This window comes from Streptomyces sp. NPDC088707, assembly GCF_044752725.1.
Classification (GTDB): domain Bacteria; phylum Actinomycetota; class Actinomycetes; order Streptomycetales; family Streptomycetaceae; genus Streptomyces.
The window spans coordinates 454,557-479,078 of sequence record NZ_JBIVLV010000005.1 but is presented as its reverse complement, the minus strand read 5'-3'; the positions used below and the strand labels follow the sequence as shown (position 1 = coordinate 479,078).

The following is a 24,522-nucleotide window of genomic DNA, read 5'->3' as shown; positions in this document are numbered from 1 at the left end:
CCGGGCTCAGTGGCGGGGCAGGCCCAGCGGGTTGCCGTCGCGGAGCTCCGGCGGAAGCAGGTGGTCGGGGGTCGACTGGTAGGTGACCGGGCGCAGCCAGCGCTCGATCGCGGTCGCGCCGACCGAGGTGGCGGTGGAGGTGGTGGCGGGGTAGGGGCCGCCGTGGTGCTGGGCGGCGGCGACGGCGACGCCGGTGGGCCAGCCGTTGACGAGGACGCGGCCCGCGAGCGGGGTGAGTTCGGCGAGGAGCGCGGCGGCGTCCTCGTCCTGGTCCTGCTCGGCGATGTGCAGGGTGGCGGTGAGGTTGCCGGGCACCCTCGCGAGGGCCTCGGTGATCTCCGTACGGGAGTCGTAGCGGGCGACGACCGTGACGGGGCCGAAGCACTCCTCCGTGAGGTCCCGGTGGTCGCCGTCGACGAGGGTCCGGACCGTGACCGTGATGAGGCCGGCCTTGACCGTGTGCGGGCCGGCGGGCGCGGGGTGGACCGGTGCGGTGACGCCGTCGCTCATCGTCATCTCGTAGGTGCGGGTGAGGAAGCTGCCCCGCATCCGGTGGTCGAGCATCACGGCCGGCTCGGTGTCGCGCAGGGCCTCCGCCAGCGCCTCCACGAACCGGTCGCCCGCCTCGCCCGAGGGGGCGAGGACGAAGCCGGGCTTGGTGCAGAACTGGCCCGCGCCCAGGGTCATGGAGCCGGCCAGCCCGGCGCCGATCGCCTCGGCCCGCTCCTCGACGGCGGCGGGGGTGAGCACGACCGGGTTGAGGGAGCCGAGTTCGCCGTGGAAGGGGATGGGGACGGGCCGGGCGGCGGCCGCGTCGAAGAGGGCCCGTCCGCCGCGCACCGAGCCGGTGAAGCCGGCGGCCGCGACGAGCGGGTGGCGGACGAGTGCGACGCCCGCGTCGAAGCCGTGGACGAGGACGACGACGTCCTCGGGGAGGCCGGCCTTGGCTGCGGCCCTGCGCAGCAGCGCGGCGCAGAGTTCGGAGGTGGCCGGGTGGTCGGGGTGGGCCTTGACCACCACCGGGCAGCCGGCCGCGAGGGCGCTCGCGGTGTCGCCGCCGGGGACGGAGAAGGCGAGCGGGAAGTTGCTGGCGGCGTAGACGGCGACGACGCCGAGCGGGATCTTCCAGCGGCGCAGGTCGGGCCGGGGCGGGATGGCTCCGGGGTCGGGCAGGTCGATCCGGATGTCGAGGAAGGAGCCCTCCTCGACGACCTCGGCGAAGGCCCTCAACTGGGCTGCGGTACGGGCGAGCTCGCCGTTGAGCCGGGCCGGTCCGAGGGCGGTCTCGGCGTCCGCGGTCTCCACGATCTGCTCCCCGGCCTCCTGGAGGAGGTCGGCGGCGGTCCGCAGGAAGGCGGCCCGTACGGGCCGGTCGGCGAGGGCCTCACGGACCGCGTACGCGGCCCGGACGGACCGGTCGACGTCCTCCGCCGTGGCCTCCACCGCGACCTGCTCGCGCGGCTTCCCCGTCCGGGGGTCCACACTCCACACTGGTTCTGCCGCCACTGCCACGCCCCTGTTCGCTATTCTGAACACAGTTCCCGTAGATGAACACATCCGTACGGGACTCTAGGGACGGCCCGGCCGTCTTCACAAGGGGCCCTGTCCGGTCGGCCGGCCAGGGGGCGACCGGACGACGGAAAAGGGGCGAGGGTCATGGCGACTGCCGACATGGGCGGAGCGCAGGTGAAGTCCGCTGTGCGGACCGTGGAGCTGCTCGAGTACTTCGCCGGACGCCCGGGGATGCACTCGCTCGCCGCCGTCCAGGAGGCCGTCGGCTACCCCAAGTCCAGCCTGTACATGCTGCTGCGCACCCTGGTCGAGCTCGGCTGGGTGGAGACGGACGCGACCGGCACGCGGTACGGCATCGGGGTGAGGGCGCTGCTCGTCGGCACCTCGTACATCGACGGCGACGAGGTGGTGGCCGCCTCCCGGCCCACCCTGGACCGGCTCTCCGACGACACCACCGAGACCATCCACCTGGCGCGGCTCGACGGCACCAACGTGGTGTACCTGGCGACCCGTCAGTCCCAGCACTACCTGCGGCCGTTCACCCGGGTCGGGCGCCGGCTGCCCGCCCACTCGACCTCCCTCGGCAAGGCGCTGCTCGCCACCCACACCGACGACCAGGTGCGCAAGCTGCTCCCGGAGACCCTCCCGGCGCTGACCGAGCACACCATCACCGACCGCGAGCAGCTCATCGAGGAGCTGCGGGTCATCCGCGAGCAGGGCATCTCGGTGGACCGCGAGGAGAACACGCTGGGGCTGCGCTGCTTCGGCGTCGCCATCCCGTACCGGACCCCGGCACGGGACGCGATCAGCTGCTCGGTGCCGGTGGCGCGGCTCACCCCGGCGCACGAGCAGATGATCAAGGACGCGCTCTTCGACGCGCGGGACCGGCTGACGCTGGCGACCCGCCGCCTCTGAGGCCGCCCACGAGGGGCGGCCGTCCGGGCGCCCCCCGCCGGCGGATCATCCGCGCTCGGCGAGCGCCTTCTGCCAGACCGGACTGTCCACGTAGTGGTTGTCGTACTGCTCCGAGGAGGCCTTGATCTCCTCGAAGCCCGCCTCGCCCCGCATGACGCGGCCGAGGAGGCGCAGGTAGTCGAAGCGGGCCATGCCGGGCGTGAAGACGAAGAGGACGTCGGCCTCGGCGCCGGGCGCGGCCGCGAAGGCGTGCGCGGTGTGCGGCGGGACGAGCAGGAAGTCGCCCTTCTCCAGGACGGACAGCTCCTCGCCGACGAGGACCTGGAGCGAGCCGTCGATCACGTAGAACATCTCCGACGCCTTGGTGTGGAAGTGCGCAGGGGCGCCGACCGCTCCCTTCGCGAAGGTGGAGCGGTAGCTGGTGAGCCGACCGCCGGTGGTGCCGGAGTCGGCGAGCAGGGTCATGACGCTGCTGGGGTCCGCGGTGGTCTCGGCGGTGGCGGCGCGGGTCAGGAGCGGGGCGAAGGGCGCGTTCTCGTTCATGATCACTACCCTAGGGGTTCATTGACCCCCGAGTCGGGTGCAATCGATCTAGAAGAACGTGGGTCAATTCCGATGCCCCGCGCCCGCACCCCAGCCCTCCGCACCCACGCCCCGCGCCCGCACCCCAGCCCTCCGCGCCCACGCCCCGCGCCCCGCGGACGTGTTCGTCGTCGCCGCCGCGGCCCTCGTCCTGCGCCGGCCCGCCCGGCTGCAGGTGCGTACCGTCCTCGCGCTCGCGTGGACCGGTTCGGGCGCGGTGGGCTGCTGGGGCGCCTACATGTCCCTGGTCGCGCTGATGCCGGAGACGGATCCCGGCAAGCAGGTCACGGCCCTGGCCCAGCTGACCTACGCTGGCGAAATGATCACCGGGTTCCTCCTCGCCGCCTGCCTCGCCGCGGTCCTGCGGCGGCGGAGCGCCGAGGCGTGAGACGGTGCGCGGTCGCCCTCCTCGGCCGGCGGGCCAGGCGGCGCTGGCTCCATCTGATCGTGGGCGGCGCGCTGTTCATGCCGTTCTGGATGGTCGGCTCCGTGGTCGTGGGGGCGTTGCTCGGCGCGGGCGGCCTGTTCACCGGAAGCCTCTCGGTGCAGTTCGGGGCGTACGCGGTGGGGCTTCCGCTGGTCGCGGTCACCGCGCTGTTCCCGCTGGCCCGGCCGATGTCCGTGGCGGCGGCGCGGGCGCTGTGCGGGGTGCCGGCGGACCGGTACGCGGACGGCCCCGCCCAGGGCCGGGAGGCGAAGGCCAGGACGGCCGGCTGGTTCACGCTGCACCTGGGCGCCGGAGCGCTGGTCAGCGGGGCGACGCTCGCCCTGCCGCCCTTCGCGGTGTCGGTGATGGCGCTGCCGTTCTCCCCTGCGCTGCGGGAGTCGGAACTGGGCCGGCTCTGGGGCCTCGACCGGCCGTGGTGGAGCTGGGCGGCACTCCCGGCGGGTCTCCTGATGCTGCTCGCGCTCGCCGCCGTGGCCGCCGCGACCGGGGCCCTGCTCGCCCGGCAGGCGCCCCGGCTGCTCGGGCCGAGCCCGGCGGACCGGCTCGTGGCGGCCGAGCGGCGCGCGGCGGAGGCGGAGTCCCGCAACCGGCTGGCCCGGGAGCTGCACGACTCGGTCGGTCACGCGCTGAGCGCGGTCACCCTCCAGGCGGGCGCCGCCCGCCGGGTCCTGGACGGCGGTGACGGGGCGGACCTGGCGTTCGTCCGGGAGGCGCTGACCGCGATCGAGGAGACCACCCGGCGCACGGTCGGCGAGCTGGACTGGGTCCTCGGACTGCTGCGGCACGACGAGGACGCCGGGGAGCGCGGGGAGGGCGGACCCGGGCCGGGGCCGGGACTCGACGCCCTGGAGGCCCTCGTGCGGGGCGCGGGACCGAAGGTGTCGCTGACCGTGTCCGGCGACCTCGCCCCCGTACCGGAGGCGCTGTCCCGTGAGGCGTACCGGATCGTTCAGGAAGGGCTGACGAACGCTGCCCGGCACGCGGGCGGGGAGCCCGTCACCGTACGGCTCGACGCCCGTACCGAGGAGCTGGAGATCACCATGGAGAACCCCCTGCCCGCGCGACCGCCGGTCGCCCGCCCGAACGGCGGTCGCGGTCTGCGCGGGATCGGCGAACGGGCCCGGCTGCTCGGCGGCACCGCCGAGGCCGGCCCGTCGGACGGCGTCTGGCGCCTCGTGGTCGGGATCCCCCGATGAGCGCCCCCGTCAGGATCGTGCTCGCCGACGACGAGCGGATGGTGCGGACGGCCCTGCGGGTCATCCTCGACGCGGAGCCCGACCTGGAGGTCGTCGGCGAGGCGGCGACCGGCGCCGAGGCGGTGTCGGTGGTGCGCGCCGAGCAGCCGGACGTCGTCCTCATGGACGTGCGGATGCCTGAGATCGACGGCATCCGGGCCACCGAGCAGATCCTCGCGGGGATGGCGGAGCCGCCCCGGATCGTGGTGGTGACCACCTTCGAGAACGACGCGTACGTGTACGACGCGCTGCGCGTCGGCGCGGCCGGCTTCCTCCTCAAACGGGCGGCGGCGGAGGAGCTGGTGAGCGCGGTCCGGCTGGTCGCCCGGAGCGACTCGCTGCTCTACCCGGCCGCGGTCCGCGGCCTGGCCGCCGAGCACGCCCGCAACCGCCCGCCGGTGGCACCGCCGTGGGTGGCACGGCTCACCGAGCGGGAGGCGGAGGTGCTGCGCCTGGTGGCGACGGGCCTCACGAACGCGGAGATCGCGGCCCGGATGGGCGTCGGCGCGGCCACGGTCAAGACGCACGTGGCGTCGGTCCTGGCGAAGTCGGGCGCCCGCGACCGCACCCAGGCGGTGATCCTGGCGTACGAGTCGGGCTTCGTCAGGACGGGGTGACGGCGACCGCCGCCGGGGCCGAAGCGTCTCGTGCGGCGGGGTGACGGCGGCCACACCATTGTCGGTCCCGTATGAAGGTTCGCTGAGAAACCGGCCACATCCGGAACGTCCCCCACCGAGCCGTTCGTCCCCACAGGTGCGATGAACAAGACGATCAGGCGCACCTCGGTCTTCGTGCTGCTCCTGGTGCTCGCCCTGCTGGGCCGGGCCACCTGGGTGCAGGCGTACGAGGGGAAGGCGCTCGCGGACGACCAGAAGAACCGGCGGAAGACGATCGCGCAGTACGCGCAGCCGCTCGGGAACATCGTCGTGGCCGGTTCGCCGGTCACCGGCTCGAAGAAGACGGAGGGAACGGACCTCGAGTACCGGCGGACGTACACGGACGGCGAGCTGTACGCGGCGGTGACCGGTTACAGCTCGCAGGCGTACGGCTCCACCCAGCTGGAGGGCATCTACTCCGACGTCCTCGACGGCACCGACGACCGGCTGAAGAACCCCCTCGACGCCCTCACCCGCAAGCAGCAGCGGCCGGGCACGGTCGTCACCACGATCGACCCGGACGTGCAGAAGGCCGCCTACCGGGCGCTCGGGGACACGAAGGGCGCGGCCGTCGCCGTCGACCCGGCCACCGGCCGCATCCTCGCGATGGTCTCCACCCCGTCGTACGACCCGTCGAAAATCTCCGGGACCACGGACGGCGACGCCTGGAAGGCGCTGACCACCGACGAGGACAAGCCGCTGGTCAACCGGGCGCTGCGCCAGCCGCTGCCGCCCGGCTCCACGTTCAAGCTGGTGGTCGCCGCGGCGGCCCTGGAGGACGGCCTGTACGGCTCGGTGGACACGGCGACGCAGAGCCCGGACCCGTACACCCTGCCGAACACCCGGACCGTGCTGAAGAACGAGAACGCGTCCGCGCCCTGCGAGAACGCCACGATCCGCACCGCGCTCCGCTACTCCTGCAACAACGTCTTCGCCAAGATGGCGGCCGACCTGGGGCAGGACAAGGTGAAGGCGATGGCGGAGAAGTTCGGCTTCAACGACGCCGAGCTCGACGTCCCGGTCCGCGCCTACGCGAGCGTCTACCCGTCCGGCATGGACGAGGCACAGACGGCACTGACCGGCATCGGCCAGTTCGACGTGACCGCCACCCCGCTGCAGATGGCGATGGTGTCGGCGGCGATCGCCAACGACGGCCTGCTGGCCGCGCCGCACATGGTGTCCGAGGTCGTCGACTCCGACGGGGACCCGCTCACGACCTACAAGGACGGCGACAGCGAGCGGATCGTCTCCTCGTCGACGGCCGAGCAGCTGCGCAGCGCGATGCGGACCGTGGTCGAGGAGGGCACCGGCACCAACGCGGCCATCGGCGGGGCCGAGGTGGGCGGCAAGACGGGTACCGCGCAGCACGGTGAGAACAACAGCAAGACGCCGTACGCCTGGTTCACCTCGTACGCGAAGGACCCCTCGACCGGGAAGCAGGTCGCCGTCGCGGTGCTGATCGAGGACTCGGGCGCGGCCCGCTCCGAGGTCAGCGGCAACGGTCTGGCGGCGCCGGTGGCGCGGAAGATGATGGCGGCGGCGCTGAAGTGAGGCGGCCGGGAGCCGCGAGGTGACCGGAGCCAGGCCCGCGCGGCGACCTGAGCCGGGCCCGCGAGGCCGACCTGAGGACGCCGTGAAGTGACGTGAGCCGGGCCCCGATTGGCCGTCGGGGCCCGGCACACGATATGCAGGGTCACGCTTGCATCCGAGCACGCATTCGAACCGTGGATGCGAACCACCGATCCTGTTCCCCTCGCGGAGGACCGCCGTGCGCCTGCCCCGTTCCCTGTCCGGCTGGACCATGGCGGTGTTCGGCGTGCTCGCCGCCGCACTGGGCGTGGTGGGCCTGGTCGTACCGGACGCGCTGCTCACGGTGATGGGCTTCGAGCCGGTGCCCGACGGCGGGCGCGCGGACGGGGACCACACGCTCGTCTTCCTCACCGCCTCCTCGATGGCAGCGCTCAACATGGGCGTCTACTACGTGCTGGCCGCGCTCGCCGACTGGAAGCCGTTCTTCCGCTGGACGGTCCCTTTCCGGCTCCTGACCTGTGCGGTCTTCACCCTCGCGGTCGTCAGCGGCCGCGCCCCGGCCGGCTTCCTGGGCGTGGGCCTGTGGGAGGGCCTGGGCGCGGTGGTGACGGGGCTCGCCCTGCGGTACGAGAAGGCGCGCGCGAAGCAGAACGCGACCTCCCCGGCGTCCTAGGCCTCCTCGCCCTCTCGCCCTCCTCGTCGCCCTCTAGGGAAGATGCCCGATCCCCCGGGGCCGCCTCAGAGACCAGCCTGTGGCCATGCGCTGGTATCTGACAGGGATCGTCGTGTCCGGATTCGGTACGACGGCGATGTGGCTGGTCTCCGGGATCTGGGTCAAATCGCTGACGGGCTCCGACAGTCTCGCGGCCCTGGCCGCGTTCGCCCTCTGGGCGCCCGTCCTCCTCGGACCGCTGCTCGGCACGCTCGCGGACCGGGTGCGGCGGCGGCCTCTCCTGGTCGTCCTCGACCTGGCGACGGCCGCGCTCCTCCCGGTCCTCCTGTGGGTGGACTCGGCGGACCGGGTGTGGCTGCTCTTCGCCGTCCTGGTCGTGTACGGGGCGCAGGGCGCCGTCCACGAGGCGGCGGAGCAGGCCCTGGTCGCGGCCGTCACGGACGGGAAGCGGCTCGGCACCTTCAACGGGCTGCGGATGACCGCGAACGAGTCGACGAAGCTGATCGCCCCCCTCGCCGCGGCGGGCCTCTTCGCCGCCTACGGCGGCGGGGCCGTCGCGCTGCTCGACGCGGCGAGCTTCGCGCTCGCGGCCGGCCTCTTCGCGCTGATCCCCGTACGGGAGGAACGCCCGGCGCGGCCGGAGTCCCGGCACTGGTGGCGGGAGACCACCGAGGGCGCCCGGCTGCTCCTCGCCTCGCCGGTCCTGCGGCCGCTGGTCGCGACGGGCGCGTTCACGATGCTGCTCGCCGGGGTGAACGGGGCCGCGATCTACGCCGTCGTCGACCGGGGTCTCGGGCACGCTCCCGCCTACGCCGGTGTGCTCTACGCGGTGCAGGGCGTGGGCTCGGTCCTCGCGGGCCTGGTCACCGGCCCGCTGCTGCGCCGGATCCCCGAGGGGGCGCTCGCCGCCGCCGGTCTCGCCGTGTTCGCCGTGGCGGTCGGCGTACGGGCCCTGCCCTACGACGCGACGGCCCTGGCGGCGAGCGCGGCGATCGGCCTGGGGATGCCGTGGGTCCTGGTGGCGGTGGTGACGGCCGTGCAACGGGAGGCGGCCGCGGAGGCGCTGGGCCGGGTGGCGGCGACCGCGCACACCCTGGTCATGGCGCCGAACGCGCTGGCCCTCGCGCTCGGCGCGGGCCTGGTCGCCCTGGTCGACGTCCGCGTCCTGCTGCCGGTGCTCGCGCTCGCGGGGGCGGGATGGGCGGCGGTGTCCGCGGTACGGACACGGCGCGGGCGCGACCGGGGGCCGAGTGCCGGGAGCGCGTCCGTCCCGGCCGGCTGACGGCCCCGTCTCCGCCCCGCGTCCCCCGGGGGCGGCCCGCCGGTCGGGCCGGGCACCCCCGCGGCGCTCGCGGTGCGGGGCGACCGGTGGGCGGCGAGCATGGAAGAAAGCGCGGCGCGGCGGGAGGAGGGCAGTGTGACGGCCGGTTCCTTCCCGGGAACGACGGGGCGGGTCGGTGTGCCCCTGGACGGCAAGGGCCTCCTCGACGTCCTGGGGGTCGCCGCCGTCGTCATCGACGCCCACGGCCGGATCGTGCTCTGGAGCCCGCAGGCCGAGGACCTCTTCGGCTTCCGCGCCGACGAGGCCCTGGGCCAGTACATGGCGCGGCTGGTCGTCGGCACGGACCACCGGGACGAGGCGATGCGCCTCTTCGGCGAGGTGTTGCGCGAGGGGTCGACCTGGGCGGGCGTCTTCCCCGTGCGGCACAAGGACGGCAGCGTACGGAACGTTGAGTTCCGCAACATGCGGCTCACCGACGACCTGGGGGGTCTGTACGCGCTCGGGATCGCCGCCGACCGCTCCGCCGTCGAACGGGTCGAGGCCGAGCTCGCGCTCTCCGACCGGCTGGTGTCCCAGTCCCCGATCGGCCTCGCCGTCCTGGACACCGACCTGCGCTACGTCCTGGTGAACCCGGCCCTCGAACGCATCAACGGGATCCCGGCCGCGCTGCACATCGGACGGCGGATCGGCGACATGGTGCCCGACATGGACGCCCCGGCCCTCGAGGCCGCGCTGCGCGCCGTCCTCACGACCGGCACTCCGCTGCTCGACCACCCCATCGTCGGGCGGACCGCGGCCGACCCGGACCACGACCACGCCTGGTCGCTGTCCTTCTACCGCCTGGAGGGGCCGGAGGACCGGATCCTGGGGGTCGCCGCCTCCGTGATCGACGTGACCGAGCGGATGCGGGCGGACGCGGACGCCGACCGCTCCCGGCGGCGGCTCGCCCTCATCGCGGACGCCTCGGCCCGGGTGGGCACCACCCTGGAGGTGGAGAAGACGGCCGACGAGCTCGCCTCGGTGGTGGTGCCGGAACTCGCCGACATCGCCGCCGTCGACGTCCTCGACTCCGTCCTCGCCCTGCGCAGACCCGGCGCCCCGGAGGAGGGACCCGAACTGTTCCGGGCCCTCGCGGTGAAGGCCGCGGGCCGGACGGAGGCGCTGCCGGCGGCGGACCCGCCCGGGGCGATCACCATGTACGGGGCGGACCGGCTCGTCACCCGGTGTGTGCACACCGGGCTGCCCGTCCTGGTGGAACACGTCGGCCCCGGTGACCTGTCCCGGATCGCCCGGAGCCCCGAGGCGGCGGAGCTGCTCGCACGGGCCGGCGTGCACTCGTATCTGGCCGTGCCCCTGATCGCGCGCGGCGAGGTGCTCGGCGCGCTCGACCTCAAGCGGGACCGCAACCGGCTGCCCTTCGACGGGGACGACGTGCTGCTCGCGACGGAGCTCGCGGCCCGCGCGGCGGTGAGCATCGACAACGCGCGCTGGTACCAGAGCGTCCGGAACTCGGCGGTGACGCTCCAGCGCAGTCTGCTGCCGGGCGTGCCGCCGGACCGGGCGGGCCTGGAGGTCGCGGCCCGCTACCAGCCCGCGCAGGCGTCCAGCGAGGTCGGCGGCGACTGGTACGACGTGATCCCGCTGCCCGACGACAAGACGGCGCTGGTGGTCGGCGACGTGATGGGCAGCGGGATCGACGCGGCGGCGACGATGGGCCGGCTGCGGACCGCCACCTGCGCCTTCGCCGACCTCGATCTCCCGCCCGCCCAGGTCCTGCGGCATCTGGACCGGATCACGGCGGGCCTGGAGCACTACATCGCGACCTGTCTCTTCGCCGTGTACGACCCGGCCCTCGGCCGGTGCCGGATCTCGAACGCGGGACATCTGCCGCCGGTACGGGTCCCGGTGGACGGCCCGGCCGAGCTGGTGACCGTACCGCCGGGGGTGCCCCTCGGGGTGGGCGGAGGCACGTTCCGGACGACCCGGGTGCCCTTCCGGCCGGGGGACCGGCTCGTGCTCTACACGGACGGGCTGATCGAGACCCGCCACGAGGCGATCGACGAGCGGCTCGCCCTGCTCGTGGGCCTCCTCGACGACATGCGAGGGCCCCTGGAGGAGACCTGCGACGCACTCCTGCGGGCACTGCGCCGGCCCGGCGCGCCGGACGACGTGGCGCTGCTCATCGCCCGGAGCACGGGATGACGGGCCGGGACGGGGCAGGCGGGAGGGGTGCCGGGGCGCGGGGCAGGCGACCCGGTGGGCGCGGGACCGGGCTGCGGAGCGTGGCCGGGCAGGTGTTCGCCCTGGAGGCGCTGATCGCGCTCCTGGTGATCGCGGCGGCCGTGTTCGTGACGTTCTACCAGGCGCGCAGCGACACCCAGCGGGACGCCGAGGTCCGCTCGCTCGCGGTCGCGGAGGCCTTCGCGAAGGCGCCAGGCGTCGACGCGGCGCTCGCCTCGCCCGACCCGACGGCCGTGCTCCAGAAACGGGCGGAGGAGACGCGGCGGGCGACAGGGGTGGACTTCATCGCCGTCCTGAGCCGGGACGGCGTGCGCTACACCGACTCGGACCCGGAGCTGATCGGCCGCCCGGCGACCGGCGACCTCGACCGGGCGGTGGTGGACGGCGAGTCCTACACGGAGCTGTTCCGGGGCGCGCCCAACGACGCCGTACGGGCGGTGGTCCCCGTCGTGAACGACCAGGGCCGGATCGTCGGCATGGTCACCAGCGGCGTCGAGGTGGAGAACATCACCGACGCCGTGCGGGACCGGCTGCCGCTGCTCATCGGCGCCGCGGCCGGCGCGCTGGTGCTCGCCGTGGGCGGGGCCGCCCTGGTGAGCAGGCGGCTGCGGCGGCAGACCCACGGTCTCGGCCCGACCGAGATGACCCGGATGAAGGAGCACCACGAGGCGGTCCTGCACGCGGTGCGCGAGGGCGTCCTGATCGTGGGCCCGGACCGCCGGCTGCTGCTCGCCAACGACGAGGCGCGCCGCCTGCTCGGCCTCACGCCGGACATGGAGCGGCGGCACGTCTCGGAGCTCGGACTCGACGCCCGTACGGTCGAACTCCTGGAGTCGGGCCGGTCGGCGACGGACGAGGTGCACCGGGCGGGCGACCGGCTGCTCGCGGTGAGCGTGCGGCCCACGCTCCCGGCCGGACGGGAGTCCGGCTGCGTGATGACGATGCGGGACACCACCGAACTGGCCGCCCTCACCGGCCGGGCGGCGGTGGCCCGCGGCCGGCTCCAGCTGCTCTACGAGGCGGGGGTGCGGATCGGGACGACCCTGGAGGTCGTGCGGACGGCGGAGGAGCTGGCGGAGGTCGCGGTGCCGCGGTTCGCGGACTTCGCGACGGTGGAGCTGCTCGAACCGGTGCTGCGCGGCGAGGAGCCGCCGCCGTCCTCGCCGGCGACCACGGAGATGCGGCGGACGGCGCTGAGCGGACTGCGGCCCGACCAGCCGCTCCAGCCGGTCGGGGACACCATTCGGTTCGACGTCCCCAGCACCCCGATGGCGACGGCCCTGAGCGCCGGGCACGCGATGGCGCAGGCGGAGCTGGCCTCGGCGGAGGGCTGGCGCGAGCAGGACCCGGAGGGGGCGGCGCAGGCCCTCGCCTACGGCATGCACTCGCTGCTCACGGTGCCGTTGCTGGCCCGTGGGGTGGTCCTGGGAATGGCGAACTTCTGGCGCGCGGACACGCCCGAGCCGTTCGGCGACGAGGACCTGTCGTTCGCGGAGGAGCTGGCGGCGCGGGCGGCGGTCGCCATCGACAACGCGCGCCGGTTCACCCGGGAGCACGCGATGGCGGTGACGCTCCAGCGGAGTCTGCTGCCCCGGGTGCTGCCGGACCAGAGCGCGGTGGACGTGTCGTACCGCTATCTCCCGGCGAAGGCGGGGGTGGGCGGCGACTGGTTCGACGTGATCCCGCTGCCGGGCGCGCGGGTGGCGCTCGTCGTCGGGGACGTCGTCGGGCACGGGCTGCACGCGGCGGCCACCATGGGGCGGCTGCGGACGGCGGTGCACAACTTCTCGACCCTCGACGTGCCGCCGGACGAGCTGCTCGGGCACCTCGACGAGCTCACGGCGAGGATCGACGACCGGGAGTCGGAGGGGCCGGACGGCGAGGCGCGGCGGCGGGAGGAGGGCATCACGGGCGCGACCTGCCTGTACGCGATCTACGACCCGGCGTCGGGGGCGTGCACGGTGGCGAGCGCGGGTCATCCCGGCCCGGCCCTGGTGGCTCCCGACGGGCGGGTGGAGTTCCCCGAGCTGGCGCCGGGGCTGCCGCTGGGTCTCGGTCTCGGCGACGTGCCGTTCGAGGCGACGGAACTGCTGCTGCCGGAGGGCAGCAAGCTGGTGCTCTTCACCGACGGGCTCCTGGAGGACCGGGGGCGGGACCTCGACGCGGGTCTGGGGCTGCTGAGGTCCGCCCTCGCCCGCCCGGACCGGAGTCCGGAGCAGACCTGCGCGGATGTCCTCGCGACGCTCCTCTCGCCCACGCCGCGCGACGACATCGCGCTGCTCGTGGCCCGCACCCGGCTGCTCGACCGCGAGCGGATCGCCGAGTGGGAGGTGGCGCGCGATCCGTCGGCGGTCTCGCCGGTACGGAACGCGGCGGCGGCGAAGCTGTCGGAGTGGGGGCTCGACGGGCTCGCGTTCACGGCGGAACTCGTCCTCAGCGAACTGATCACGAACGCGGTGCGGTACGGGGCCGACCCGGTCCGGGTGCGGCTGCTCCACGACCGGACGCTGATCTGCGAGGTGTCGGACGGCAGCAGCACCTCGCCGCATCTGCGGCACGCGGCGGCGACGGACGAGGGCGGGCGCGGGCTGTATCTGGTGGCGCAGTACGCGGACCGCTGGGGCACCCGCTACGGCCGGCGCGGCAAGACGATCTGGGCGGAGCTGCGGGTGGGCGCGAACGACGCGGAACCGACCGTGGCGGCGGTCCCGGATCTGGACGCGCTGGAGGATCTGGCCTGGTGAGGGCCGGGGGCGCGGGTGGAGAGGGGGGCGGGGCACGGGTGGCGCGGGGGCGGGGGCCCGGGTGGCGAGGGGCGGGGCCGTCGGGTGCGGGGCCACGCGCGGCTCTACGAGGCCGTCCGCGACCGCGACGAGGACGGCGCGGGGGCGCGGCCCGTGCCCGTGTGGCGGACGCCCGCGCCTCCGCCGCCTGCCTGCCGGCCGCGTCGCCGCGGGAGCCGGAGAGGGCGCCCTGGAGAGGCTCGCTAGACCGGCTTCCGCAAGGCCGTCCTGACGGCGGCCAGGTCCTCGTCCGAGGCCAGCCCGGCGTGGTAGAGCCGCAGTTCGGTGGCGCCCGCCCCACGGGCCCGGCCGGCCTCGTCGGACAGCCGGCCGGGCGCGCCGCCCATGCCGGTGACGACGGACAGGTTCGCCGCCAGGACGGTGTCCGGGCGCGCGTGGGCCGCGAACTGCGCGACCCGGTGCGGCCGGGCGACGACCCCGTCCGCGAGGCCCAGGACGTGCGCCGGGTCGGTGCCGGTGTCGGCTCCGCAGCGGTACGGGTCGGGGTCGGCGTGCAGCAGGACCCGGAAGCCGGGCGGGGCGGCGGCCCGCACGGCGGCCACGGCGGCCTCCTGGAAGGTGCGGGCTGTCCCGGCGCGCCAGGCCCCGGCCGGGGCCTCCAGGCCGCCGAGACCGCCCGCCGGACCCGATCCGGCCCATACCGGCTCCAGCGCGCCCCGCACGGCGGCGGCCAGCTCGTCGGGATCGGCGCCCTCGGCCCCGTAGCCCTCCCGGCAGGAGGGGCAGAAGCAGAGCGACATCAGGTACTGCTCGCGCTCGCCGAGGGCGACGCCGCCGGTCTTGTCGTGGGCGTGGAGGTGCGCGAGGCCGTACCAGCCGCAGGACTCCAGTTCGGTGCCGGCGGCGCCCGGCCGCACGGCGGCCTCGGCGGCCAGGTCCACGAGCAGGGCGCGGACCTCGGGGCCGGCGACGCAGGGCGCCCAGGGGTAGCGGTCGCCGTAGGCGTTGACGACGGAGGTCTCCGGATGTTCGGCGCCGAGCCGGGAGTTGTGGGCGAGCACGACCCAGCTGTGCACCTCCAGGCCGGTGGGCGCGAGGGCCTCCGCGGCCCGCCCGAAGGCGTCGCCGGGTGCCCACTCCCCCGCCGGGTACGGGCGGAGCGGCCGGCCGGACCAGCGGTCCGGGTCCGGCGGGTAGAGCACGGCGGCGTGCTCGGCGGTGACGATCCGGTGGGCGGGGTGGCGGGGGGTCAGGGCCCGCGTGGAGTGGTAGGAGGCGGCGAGGGTGACCTGCGCGAGGCCGAGCTCGGCGAGCATCCCGGGCGCGGCGGGATCGCCGTCGACGTCCCAGGGGTAGACGAAGGCGCCGGCGCGCATGCCGTCGCCCGCGCCACCGGTCCCGGCGGTCCCACCGGTCCCGGCGACCGGCGCGTCCCCGCTCACGCGCCGAGCTCCTTCAGGGCGGCCCGTCCCTGCTCGACGAGCAGCATGAGGGCGTCGACGTGCTCGGGCGCGGGCTCGCTCAGCGGTGGCCGTACGTGTCCCACGTCCAGGCCTTCCCGCCGTACCGCGGCCTTGACGAGCGAGACGGCGTACCCCCTGCCCTGGGCGCGGAGTTCGACGAGCGGCCGGTAGAAGTCGTCGACGAGCCGGTTCACGGTGGTGTCGTCGCCGGTGGTGAGCGCGCGGTGGAAGGCGAGGGCGATGTCGGGGGCGAAGCAGAACACGGCGGAGGAGTAGAGGGTGACGCCGATGCCCCGGTAGGCGGGGCCGGTGAGTTCGGCGGTCGGCAGGCCGTTGAAGTAGAGCAGGTCGAGGCCCTCGGCGCGGACGGCGCTGACGATCCGCTGCATCAGGTCGAGGTCGCCGAGGCCGTCCTTGAGGCCGATGATCCCGTCCGTACGGGCGAGGGCGACGGCGGTGGCGGGGGTGAGGACCGCGTTGTCGCGCTGGTACACGATGACGTCGAGCGAGGTCGCGGCGGCGAGTTCGGTGTAGTGGCGGAGCAGTCCGGCCTGGTCGGCGACGACGAGGTACGGGGGCATGGCGAGGAGCCCGTCGGCGCCGGCCTCCTCGGCGAGCCGGGCGTACCGGACGGCGAGGGCGGTGCCGTAGCCGGCGCCCGCGACGACGGGGACGCGGCCGGCGGTCTCCTCGACGGCGGCGGCGACGCAGTCCCGGAACTCCTCGGGGGTGAGGGCGTGGAATTCGCCGGTGCCGCAGCAGGCGAACACGGCGGCGGCGCCCGCGTCGACGCCCGCGCGCACATGGGCGCGGAAGGTGTCGAGGTCGACGGAGCCGTCCGGCGCGAAGGCGGTGACGGGAAAGAACAGCAGGCCGTCGAGCCGGCCGGCGAGCGGGGCAGTGGTCACGGTCGCTCCCAGGGAAGTCCGTCGTGCAGGGCCATCGTGCACAGTTATGACTGTCATCCATATTCTTGAACGCTGACGCCTCGCACGCTAGAACAGCACGGAAGGGCCGGTCAAGGTGAGAACGCGCCCTGCCGCACCCTCTTGACGCTCCGTCGAACCGCTCCCTAGCGTGTCCACGGTTGTGAATGCCGCTCAGGTGAATGCCACGGGCACACGGAGGGACCCCACCGCGTGCCGCTCGACGGAGGAGATCCGCTCCATGGCCGTACCCCGCACCGTCCTGCTCACCGGCGCCGCCGGAGGCGTCGGCACGCTGATGCGGGAGCTGCTGCCCCCGTACGGCCACGAACTCCGCCTGCTGGACGTCGCCCCCGTGCCGGGTGCGCCGGACGCGATCGTCGCCGACCTCGCCGACCGCGCGGCGCTGCGCGAGGCGGTCCGGGGCGTCGACGCGATCGTGCACCTGGCGGGCATCTCCCTGGAGTCGACCTTCGACAAGATCATGGCCGCCAACATCGCCGGGACGTACAACCTCTACGAGGCCGCCCGCGAGGAGGGCGTCCCGCGCGTGGTGTTCGCCTCCAGCAACCACGCCGTCGGCTTCACCCGGCAGCCGCACGAGGGCGACCCGCTCGTGCCGGTCGACACCCCGCACCGACCCGACACCTTCTACGGCCTGTCCAAGTGCTTCGGCGAGGACCTGGCCCAGCTCTACTGGGACCTGCACGGGGTCGAGACCGTCTCGGTCCGCATCGGCTCCTGCTTCCCCGAGCCCACCTCCGTCCGCATGCTGTCGATGTGGCTCAGCCCGGCCGACGGCGCCCGCCTCCTGCACGCCGCGCTCACCGCCGAGGACGTGGCCCACACGGTCGTCTACGGCTCGTCCGCCAACACGCGCGCGTGGTGGGACCTCTCCTCCGCCCGGGCGCTCGGCTTCGCCCCGCAGGACGACTCGGAGGTCTACGCGGAGAAGCTCATCGCCGACAAGGGCTTCCCCCCGGAGGACAGCGCCGACGCCCTCTACCTGGGCGGCCACTTCTGCGTGAACCCGCCCCGGTGGCCGCACTGAACGACGTCAGGAGCATTCCCATGGAGCACCGTCCGCTCGCCCTGGTGACCGGCGTCGGCCGTACGGTCGGCATCGGCGCGGGCATCGCCGACCGCCTCGCGGAGTCCGGCTGGGACATCGCTTTCACGTACTGGACCCCGTACGACCGGCGCATGGAGTGGGGCGAGGAGCCGGGCGCGGCCGCGGCCGTCGCCGGGCGGCTCACCGCGCGGGGCGCCGCCTGCACGGCAGTCGAGGCCGACCTGGCCGACCCCGAGGCGCCCGGGCGCGTCTTCGACACGGCCGAGGAGCGGCTCGGGCGCCCGGTCACGGCCCTCGTCATGTGCCACTGCGAGTCGGTCGACTCCGGGCTCCTCGACACCACCGTCGAGAGCTTCGACCGGCATTTCGCGGTCAACGCGCGCGCGTCCTGGCTGCTGATCCGGGAGTACGGCCGCCGGTTCACCGGCACCCCGGGGACCGGCCGCGTCGTCGCCCTGACGAGCGACCACACCGTGGGGAACCTTCCGTACGGGGCGAGCAAGGGCGCTCTCGACCGCATCACCCTGGCCGCCGCGCGCGAGCTCGCCCACCTCGGGGTCACCGCCAACGTCGTCAATCCGGGTCCGGTGGACACCGGATGGATGACGGAGCCGCTCCGGGAGGAGATGGTGCGGCAGACGCCGCTCGGCCGCCTCGGCACCCCCCGGGACACCGCGCACCTGGTCGACTTCCTGTGCTCGCCCGAGGGGCAGTGGATCAACGGGCAGCTGCTGAGGAGCAACGGAGGACTCGCGTGAGACTCCCGGGGTGAGCGGCGGGAGCAGCTCAGCGGCGGGCGCGCCGGAGCAGCCGGAGCGGCGGAGGCGGCAGGGGATACGCAGGACCCGGCCGGACTGATACGGGGGAGCCGGCCGGGGCCCGGGTCACGGCGCGCGCACTGGCGGCCGGACCTGCTCACCGTAGGCCCGGACGAAGATCATCGCGAGCCGCGGAACGCGACCCCTGTCCGGAATGCGCGGCGGGTTGGTGCATGGAACCCAGCCGGTCAGCGAATTACGCGCCCCCTTACGCGCCCCGGCGCACGCCAGCCCTTCCGCGACCGTCGCTCGGCACACCCGGCGCAGGCGGACGGCCCGCTCAGCGGCAGCCGCGCAAGGTCTCCGACGGCGACTCGCCGAACTTCTCCCGGTAGCGCGCCGCGAAGCGGCCCTGGTGGGCGAAGCCCCAGCGCCAGGCCACCTCGCTCACGCCCACCTCGTCCGGCGCGGCCACCCGCAGCTCCTCGCGGACCCGGTCGAGGCGGACCTCCCGTACGTACGCCATCGGCGACATCCCCACGTACTCGCGGAACGACTCCTGGAGGCGGCGCACGCTCACCCGGGCGAGGGCGGCCAGCTCGGTGGTCGTGAACGGGTGCTCGGGCCGCTCCCGCACCGCGTCCATCACCCGCTTGACCGGGGCCGGCCGCCGCGGCTCCCCCGGGTGCGCGAGGGCCTCGCGCCAGGGGTGTTCGGCGGCCAGGAGCAGCCCGTTGAGCAGCGCCTCCTGCAAGGGGCGCGCCACCAGCTCGTGCCGGGCGAGGCCCTCGCCGGCGAGCGCCTCGGCGGCGACCTGGCGGGCGAAGCGCACCCAGCTCAGACCGGGACCGCCGGTGATGTCCAGGCCGGGCGCGAAGACCAGCGGGCCCCGGGGCGGGCGGCCGATCAGCGCCTCCAGGCGGTCGCGCAGCTCGGCCGCCCCGACCTTCACCGACAGGGTCCGGCAGTCCCCGGTCCAGCGGTCGAGGAAGGTGTCGCCCGCCGGGTCGAGGAGCAGCGCCTGGGCCTCCGTCGCGACGATCGAGGCCCCGCCCTGGCGCATCTCCATCCGCCCGCTGAGCGGTGCGTTCAGGTGGTACGCGCCCAGCTCTCCGAAGCTCATCCGCACATCGGCGCCGCAGCTCAGGTCGCCGATGACCAGCGGGCCGAGCACGACCGTGTCGAAACGCGCCGCGAAGGGGCGCCGCTCGCGGTCGACGAGGTCCATCCGGTTCGCGTAGTAGCGGGCGTCGAGCTCGACGCGCGCCTCGTCCACGTCCTGTGTCCGAAAACAGTTCCCGCCGACCCCGCTCACAGCGCCCCCCACCCCCGCCGGTACCACCGGCCCCTCCGCCCCCACTGCACCCATGGGTCGAAAGAATATTCATATGACGGATCTGACCGGGAACGGCAGGATGCCCGGCATGCCACGACCCCATGGATTCACGTACGAACAGCGCGGGGACGGCTCGGTGGTCCTCACCCACCTGGGCCGCGCCGCGGGCGTGCTGCGCGGCGCCCGCGCGGAGAAGTTCCTCGCCGAGGTCGAGTCGGGCGACGCCCAGCTCGTCATGGCCCGGTGGACGGGCGCGTACCGCTTCGGCAACGAGCGGCAGGCCAGGAACCACCCCCGTAATCAAGGTGGCCGAACCGGCCGAGGGTAAGGGAACGGCAAAGGCGCCCGGATCGTTAGCCCTGGCATGACCGCTATGACCCCCGGCTCGAACATCCCCCTCACCGTCGCTCGCGTGGCGGTGGACGTCGCCGCCCCGGTGCGGCTCGACGTCTCGGGCCTGCTGCTCGGCGCCAACGGCAAGGTGCGCTCGGACGACGACTTCATCTTCTACAACCAGCCGTCCGGCCCCGGCGTCACCTACCGCTCCGGCGGCGGTGCCGCCCCCGACGCGATCCTGGTGGACACCGGCGCCGTGCCGGCCGGCATCGAGAGGATCGTCGTCACCGCGAGCCCCGACGCCGCGGGCCAGACCTTCCAGGGCATCGAGCCCACCGCCACCCTTCGCAACGCGGACGACGGCACCGTCCTCGCCACCTTCACCCCGCCCCAGCTGGCCACCGAGACGGCGCTCGTCGTCGTCGAGATCTATCTGCGCAACGGCGCGTGGAAGGCCCGCGCCGTCGGCCAGGGCTATGCGAACGGTCTCGCGGGCATCGCCACCGACTTCGGCGTCTCGGTGGACGACGAGCCCGCCGCCGCCCCCGCCGCGGCAGCCCCGGCCCCCGTCGCCCCGCCCGCGCCCGTCGCCCCGCCGGTGGCACCCCCGGCTCCGCCGGCGCCACCCGTCGCCGCGGTGGACCCCCGGATCGCGGCCGCCACGCCGCCCGCTCCCGCGGCCCCCGCCGCCTCGGGCAAGATCAACCTCGACAAGGGCCGGGTCAGCCTCCAGAAGAACCAGACGGTGTCCCTGGTCAAGGGCGGCCGCCCGCTGCTCTCCCAGGTCAAGATGGGCCTCGGCTGGGAGCCCGCGTACCGGGGCAAGGACATCGACCTGGACGCCTCCGTCATCGCGTACGGCCCGCAGCGCAACCACCTGGACAGCTGCTACTTCGGCAAGCTGTCCATCCTCAACGGCTCGGTGAAGCACTCCGGCGACAACCTCACCGGTGAGGGCGCGGGCGACGACGAGGTGATCGTCGTCGACCTCGGCCGGCTGCCCGCCGACACGACCGGTCTGGTCTTCACGGTGAACTCGTTCTCCGGCCAGAAGTTCACCGAGGTCGCCAAGGCCTACTGCCGGCTGATCGACGCGGCGACGGGCGAGGAGCTGGTCCGCTTCGACCTGACCACCGCCGAGCCGCAGACCGGCGTGATGATGGCCAAGCTGATCAAGCAGTTCACCGGCGAGTGGGAGATGACGGCGATGGGCGAGTTCGTGAAGTCGCGAACCGTCCGGGGCATGGTGAAGCCGGCCGCCCAGGCACTCTGAGCGGCCGGGTCCCCGGTTCAGAACAGGGCGCTGTACGCGTTGAGGGCGGGCTGGCCGCCGAGGTGGGCGTAGAGCACGGTCGAGTCCCGGCCGACCTCTCCCCGGTCCACCAGATCGATCAGTCCCGCCATCGACTTCCCCTCGTACACGGGGTCGGTGATCATGCCCTCGGTGCGGGCCGCGAGCCTCATCGCGTCGAGGGTCGCCTCGTCCGGGATGCCGTACACCCCGGCGTGGTAGCGCTCGTCCAGCTCGACGTCGGCCTCCGTCACCGGGCGCTCGACGCCGATGAGGGCGGCGGTGTCCCGGGCGATCCGGGTGATCTGCTCGTGCGTCGGGACGGGCTTCGCGGAGGCGTCGACCCCGATGATCCGGCGGGCCGGTCCGCCTTCCTCCTCGGCGAGCGCGGCGAAGCCCGCGACCATGCCGGCCTGGGTGGAGCCGGTCACCGAGCAGACGACCACCGTGTCGAAGAAGACGCCGAGTTCGCGCTCCTGCTCCGCCACCTCGTACGCCCAGTTCGCGAAGCCGAGCCCGCCGAGCCGGTGGTCCGAGGCGCCCGCGGGGATCGCGTAGGGCGTGCCGCCGCTCTCCTCGACCTCCCGCAGGGCCAGCTCCCAGCTCTCCTTGAAGCCGATCCCGAAGCCCGCCTTCACCAGGCGTACGTCGGCGCCCGCGAGGCGGCTGATCAGGATGTTGCCGACCTTGTCGTAGACGGAGTCCGGCCAGTCGACCCAGCTCTCCTGCACGAGGACGCAGCGCAGCCCGGCGCGGGCGGCGACGGCGGCGACCTGGCGGGTGTGGTTGGACTGGACGCCGCCGATGGAGACGAGGGTGTCGCAGCCCTGGGCGAGGGCGTCGGCGACCAGGTACTCCAGCTTGCGGGTCTTGTTCCCGCCGTACGCCACGCCGGAGTTGCAGTCCTCGCGCTTGGCCCAGAGGGTGGCGCCGCCGAGGTGGTGGGTGAGGCGTTCGAGGGGGTGGACCGGCGAGGGCCCGAAGAGGAGCGGGTAGCGGTCGAAGTCGGTGATCGGCAATGCGGCTCCCGGTGAGTGACGGCTGCTGGTCGACGTTCCTGGACGCGGGGACGGGCGCGCGGCCGGTCGCGAGGACGGGCCCGCGGGGACGGGCGCGGCCGGTCGCGAGGACGGGCTCGCGGGGACGGGCGCGCGGACCGGACGTGAGGACGGGCTCGCGGGGACGGGCGGGCTACGGAGCCGCGGACCCGGGGGTCGTGGGGGACGTGGGGGCCTCGGGCGCCGGAATGCCCGTCACCTCCGCCACCTCGATGGCGTCGTCCGCGAGCTGCTCCAGGGCCGCCCAGATCTCCGTGGTGACCCGTACCGCCTCCGCCGCGTCCCCCGCCGCGCACGCCTCGATGAGCCGCGCGTGCAGCTCGGCCGAGCCGCAGCTCCCGGCGTCGCCGAAGAGGCGCCGCTCGACACGGCGGATCAGGGGGGTGTACCGCGCGATCGTGGCGGCGGCGGCGTGGTTGCCGCTGGCGACGACGAGGACCTGGTGCAGCTCGTCGTCGGCCTGGAGGGCGGCCTCGACGTCGGAGGCGCGGACGGCCGCGGCGAAGCGCTCGTTGGCCTCGCGCATGGCCCGGATGCCTTCGGGCCCGAGCAGCGGTACGCCGGTCCTGGCGGCGAGTTCGTGCATCACCCGGACCACCGAGGCGGCGTCCCGGACGACCCGGCTGACCGGCCGGGTGACCCGGGTGTAGCTCTGCGGCTTGGACTCGACGAGCCCCTCGGCGCCGAGCCGGGCCAGCGCCTCGCGCACGGGTGCGCGCGAGAGCCCGAGGCGGTCGGCGAGGTCGGCGTCCTTGAGCGGGGCGCCGGGGGCGAGGTCGCCGCGCACGATGGCCTCGCGCAGCGCCTCGTAGGCCCGGTCACGCAGCAGGGTCCGGCCCACGGGCCGTAATGCGTCCATGGACTGACATGTTAGATGTCAGTCCATGGAGCTGACCAGAGGTCAGAAGTGAGGGCCGGGCGCGGGTCAGCGGCGCGGCTGGCGGCGCCACGGTCCGGTGATCGCCACCATGATGCCCGGGTCCTGGATGTTGGCGAACAGCGTGTCACCGTCGGGCGAGAAGGTCACGCCGGTGAACTCGCTGCCGTTGAGGTCGTTGCGGGCGATCGGGTAGGTGCGGCCCGCGTCGGTGGCGCCGAAGAGGTGCTGGACGCCCTCGCCGTCCTCGGCGATGACGAGCCCGCCGTACGGGGAGACGGTGATGTTGTCGGGGCCGTCGTAGGCGCCGTCCACGTCCGGGGCGGCGTTCACGCCGAGCAGCACCTTGAGGGTGAGGGTGCGGCGCTTGGGGTCGTAGAACCAGACCTGGCCGTCGTGCGCGGCGCCGGGGCTCTCCTCGCGCGCGTACGAGGAGACGACGTACGTGCCGCCGTCGGCCCACCACATGCCCTCCAGCTTGCGGGCGCGGGTGATCCGGCCGTCCGCGAACTGCTTGCGGACGGAGACGGTGCGGCCGTCGCGGTCCGGGACGTCGACCCAGTCCACGCCGTAGACGGTGCCGATCCGGCTCGCCCGGGAGAGGTCGTCCACGAGGCGGCCCGCGGAGTCGACGCACTTGGCGGCCTGGAGCACACCGGCGTCGTCGGCGAGGGTACGGAGCCTGCCCCGGCCGTGCTCGAAGCCCTTCGGCGGCACCCAGCGGAAGAGCAGCCCGTTGGGGTTGGAGGCGTCCTCGGTGAGGTAGGCGTGGCCGCGCTTGGGGTCGATGACGACGGCCTCGTGGTCGTACCGGCCGAAGGCCTTGATCGGCTTCGGGGCGCGGTTGGCGCGGCGGTCGCGGGGGTCGACCTCGAAGATGTACCCGTGGTCCTTGGTCATGCCGTTCACGCCGGCGCGGTCCGAGTTCTCCTCGCCCGTCAGCCAGGTGCCCCAGGCGGTGCTGCCGCCCGCGCAGTTGGTGGAGGTGCCGGCGAGGCCGACCCACTCGGCGACGGTGCCGTCACGGTGCACCTCGACGACCGTGCAGCCGCCGGCCGCCGCCGGGTCGTACACGAGCCCCTCGGTGAGCGGGACCGGGTGGTCCCACTTGTCGCGGGTGCCCTTGAGCTCGTGGTTGTTGACCAGGTACGTGGTGCCGCGCGGTCCGGCGAAGGCGGCGGTGCCGTCGTGGTTGGAGGGAGTGAACTCGCCGGACTCCAGCCGGGTCACACCGCTGTGGGTGATGACGCGGTACGAGAACCCGGCGGGCAGGGCGAGCATCCCCTCGGGGTCGGCGACGAGCTCTCCGTACCCGAGCCGGTGGCCGCGGCCGTGGCCGTTCCCATGACCGTGGCCGTGGTCGTGGTCGTGGCCGGCTCCGTACGCCTCCGGGTCGTCGGAGGCGAGGGCCTCGGGCGCGGTGGCGAGAGCCCCGACGACACCGGTGAGCGCGAGGCCCGCACCGGCGACGGCGGACTGCTTCGTGAACTCTCTGCGGTTGAGGGGCATGTGTGGCGTTCTCCCTGTGCTGGCCCGGTTGTCGCGGGCCACCCTCCCGCGCCGCCACGAACACCGTCTGAACGCCAC

Annotated in this window: 21 protein-coding genes; 13 read left to right on the top strand and 8 right to left on the bottom strand. The window is 74.3% G+C overall.

Annotated features, from left to right (window positions below; genetic code table 11):
• Positions 1-6: 6 nt before the first annotated feature.
• Positions 7-1,443, bottom strand: a complete 1,437-nt coding sequence (locus ACIP84_RS18625; protein ID WP_401798831.1) for an aldehyde dehydrogenase (NADP(+)) — start codon at positions 1,441-1,443, stop codon at positions 7-9.
• 213 nt (positions 1,444-1,656) lie between these two features.
• Between ACIP84_RS18625 and ACIP84_RS18620 the strand changes: the two genes are divergently transcribed.
• The gene (locus tag ACIP84_RS18620) at positions 1,657-2,427 is read left to right on the top strand and encodes an IclR family transcriptional regulator (RefSeq protein WP_187624054.1); all 771 of its coding nucleotides are present in this window, start codon (positions 1,657-1,659) and stop codon (positions 2,425-2,427) included.
• Positions 2,428-2,472: 45 nt separating this feature from the next.
• On the opposite strand, the gene ACIP84_RS18615 is transcribed toward ACIP84_RS18620, so the two are convergent.
• Positions 2,473-2,970, bottom strand: a complete 498-nt coding sequence (locus ACIP84_RS18615) for a cupin domain-containing protein (RefSeq protein WP_401798712.1) — start codon at positions 2,968-2,970, stop codon at positions 2,473-2,475.
• A gap of 58 nt (positions 2,971-3,028) precedes the next feature.
• Here ACIP84_RS18615 and ACIP84_RS18610 point away from each other — a divergent pair, with 58 nt between their 5' ends.
• From ACIP84_RS18610 to ACIP84_RS18575, 8 genes are all read left to right on the top strand, one after another.
• A complete protein-coding gene (locus tag ACIP84_RS18610) occupies positions 3,029-3,397 on the top strand; it encodes a hypothetical protein (protein ID WP_401798710.1) in 369 nt (122 codons plus the stop codon).
• A complete protein-coding gene (locus ACIP84_RS18605; protein ID WP_401798708.1) occupies positions 3,394-4,653 on the top strand; it encodes a sensor histidine kinase in 1,260 nt (419 codons plus the stop codon). Before ACIP84_RS18610 ends, ACIP84_RS18605 begins: the two co-directional genes overlap by 4 nt.
• On the top strand, positions 4,650-5,309 hold the full coding sequence (locus tag ACIP84_RS18600) for a response regulator (protein ID WP_401798706.1): 660 nt from the start codon (positions 4,650-4,652) through the stop codon (positions 5,307-5,309). The genes ACIP84_RS18605 and ACIP84_RS18600 overlap by 4 nt, the downstream gene beginning before the upstream one ends.
• A gap of 141 nt (positions 5,310-5,450) precedes the next feature.
• The gene (locus ACIP84_RS18595) at positions 5,451-6,899 is read left to right on the top strand and encodes a peptidoglycan D,D-transpeptidase FtsI family protein (protein ID WP_401798704.1); all 1,449 of its coding nucleotides are present in this window, start codon (positions 5,451-5,453) and stop codon (positions 6,897-6,899) included.
• A gap of 250 nt (positions 6,900-7,149) precedes the next feature.
• The gene (locus ACIP84_RS18590) at positions 7,150-7,551 is read left to right on the top strand and encodes a hypothetical protein (RefSeq protein ID WP_401798830.1); all 402 of its coding nucleotides are present in this window, start codon (positions 7,150-7,152) and stop codon (positions 7,549-7,551) included.
• An 85-nt stretch (positions 7,552-7,636) separates the two neighbouring features.
• Entirely contained in the window at positions 7,637-8,833 is a 1,197-nt protein-coding gene (locus tag ACIP84_RS18585; protein ID WP_401798702.1) for an MFS transporter, read from the top strand.
• A gap of 135 nt (positions 8,834-8,968) precedes the next feature.
• Complete coding sequence (locus ACIP84_RS18580) at positions 8,969-11,035, top strand: SpoIIE family protein phosphatase (RefSeq protein WP_355969815.1); 2,067 nt, start codon at positions 8,969-8,971, stop codon at positions 11,033-11,035.
• Positions 11,032-13,818: a SpoIIE family protein phosphatase gene (locus ACIP84_RS18575; protein WP_355969812.1), complete on the top strand. Its 2,787-nt coding sequence runs from the start codon at positions 11,032-11,034 to the stop codon at positions 13,816-13,818. Before ACIP84_RS18580 ends, ACIP84_RS18575 begins: the two co-directional genes overlap by 4 nt.
• Before the next feature lie 242 nt (positions 13,819-14,060).
• On the opposite strand, the gene ACIP84_RS18570 is transcribed toward ACIP84_RS18575, so the two are convergent.
• Both ACIP84_RS18570 and ACIP84_RS18565 read right to left on the bottom strand, forming a co-directional pair.
• On the bottom strand, positions 14,061-15,194 hold the full coding sequence (locus ACIP84_RS18570) for a hypothetical protein (RefSeq protein ID WP_401798828.1): 1,134 nt from the start codon (positions 15,192-15,194) through the stop codon (positions 14,061-14,063).
• 62 nt (positions 15,195-15,256) lie between these two features.
• Positions 15,257-16,189 carry a 5-dehydro-4-deoxyglucarate dehydratase gene (locus tag ACIP84_RS18565; RefSeq protein ID WP_401798701.1) on the bottom strand — a complete coding sequence of 311 codons (933 nt, stop codon included), beginning with the start codon at positions 16,187-16,189 and terminating at the stop codon, positions 15,257-15,259.
• A gap of 259 nt (positions 16,190-16,448) precedes the next feature.
• Between ACIP84_RS18565 and ACIP84_RS18560 the strand changes: the two genes are divergently transcribed.
• The gene (locus tag ACIP84_RS18560; RefSeq protein WP_355969807.1) at positions 16,449-17,258 is read left to right on the top strand and encodes an NAD(P)-dependent oxidoreductase; all 810 of its coding nucleotides are present in this window, start codon (positions 16,449-16,451) and stop codon (positions 17,256-17,258) included.
• Positions 17,259-17,278: 20 nt separating this feature from the next.
• Positions 17,279-18,037 (top strand): SDR family oxidoreductase, encoded by a 759-nt coding sequence (locus tag ACIP84_RS18555; protein ID WP_401798699.1) that lies wholly within the window; start codon positions 17,279-17,281, stop codon positions 18,035-18,037.
• 340 nt (positions 18,038-18,377) lie between these two features.
• Here ACIP84_RS18555 and ACIP84_RS18550 read toward each other — a convergent pair whose 3' ends face one another.
• The gene (locus ACIP84_RS18550) at positions 18,378-19,313 is read right to left on the bottom strand and encodes an AraC family transcriptional regulator (RefSeq protein ID WP_355969802.1); all 936 of its coding nucleotides are present in this window, start codon (positions 19,311-19,313) and stop codon (positions 18,378-18,380) included.
• Between the two features lie 148 nt (positions 19,314-19,461).
• On the opposite strand from ACIP84_RS18550, the gene ACIP84_RS18545 reads away from it, so the two are divergent.
• Both ACIP84_RS18545 and ACIP84_RS18540 read left to right on the top strand, forming a co-directional pair.
• Positions 19,462-19,701 carry a hypothetical protein gene (locus ACIP84_RS18545; protein ID WP_355969799.1) on the top strand — a complete coding sequence of 80 codons (240 nt, stop codon included), beginning with the start codon at positions 19,462-19,464 and terminating at the stop codon, positions 19,699-19,701.
• 36 nt (positions 19,702-19,737) lie between these two features.
• Complete coding sequence (locus ACIP84_RS18540; protein ID WP_401798697.1) at positions 19,738-20,982, top strand: TerD family protein; 1,245 nt, start codon at positions 19,738-19,740, stop codon at positions 20,980-20,982.
• A gap of 17 nt (positions 20,983-20,999) precedes the next feature.
• Here the strand turns inward: ACIP84_RS18540 and ACIP84_RS18535 are convergent, their stop codons facing one another.
• From ACIP84_RS18535 to ACIP84_RS18525, 3 genes are all read right to left on the bottom strand, one after another.
• Positions 21,000-22,019 (bottom strand): 1-aminocyclopropane-1-carboxylate deaminase, encoded by a 1,020-nt coding sequence (locus tag ACIP84_RS18535; RefSeq protein ID WP_401798695.1) that lies wholly within the window; start codon positions 22,017-22,019, stop codon positions 21,000-21,002.
• Positions 22,020-22,191: 172 nt separating this feature from the next.
• The gene (locus tag ACIP84_RS18530; RefSeq protein WP_401798693.1) at positions 22,192-22,917 is read right to left on the bottom strand and encodes a GntR family transcriptional regulator; all 726 of its coding nucleotides are present in this window, start codon (positions 22,915-22,917) and stop codon (positions 22,192-22,194) included.
• Between the two features lie 66 nt (positions 22,918-22,983).
• Positions 22,984-24,444 (bottom strand): alkaline phosphatase PhoX, encoded by a 1,461-nt coding sequence (locus tag ACIP84_RS18525; RefSeq protein WP_401798691.1) that lies wholly within the window; start codon positions 24,442-24,444, stop codon positions 22,984-22,986.
• Positions 24,445-24,522 lie beyond the last annotated feature (78 nt).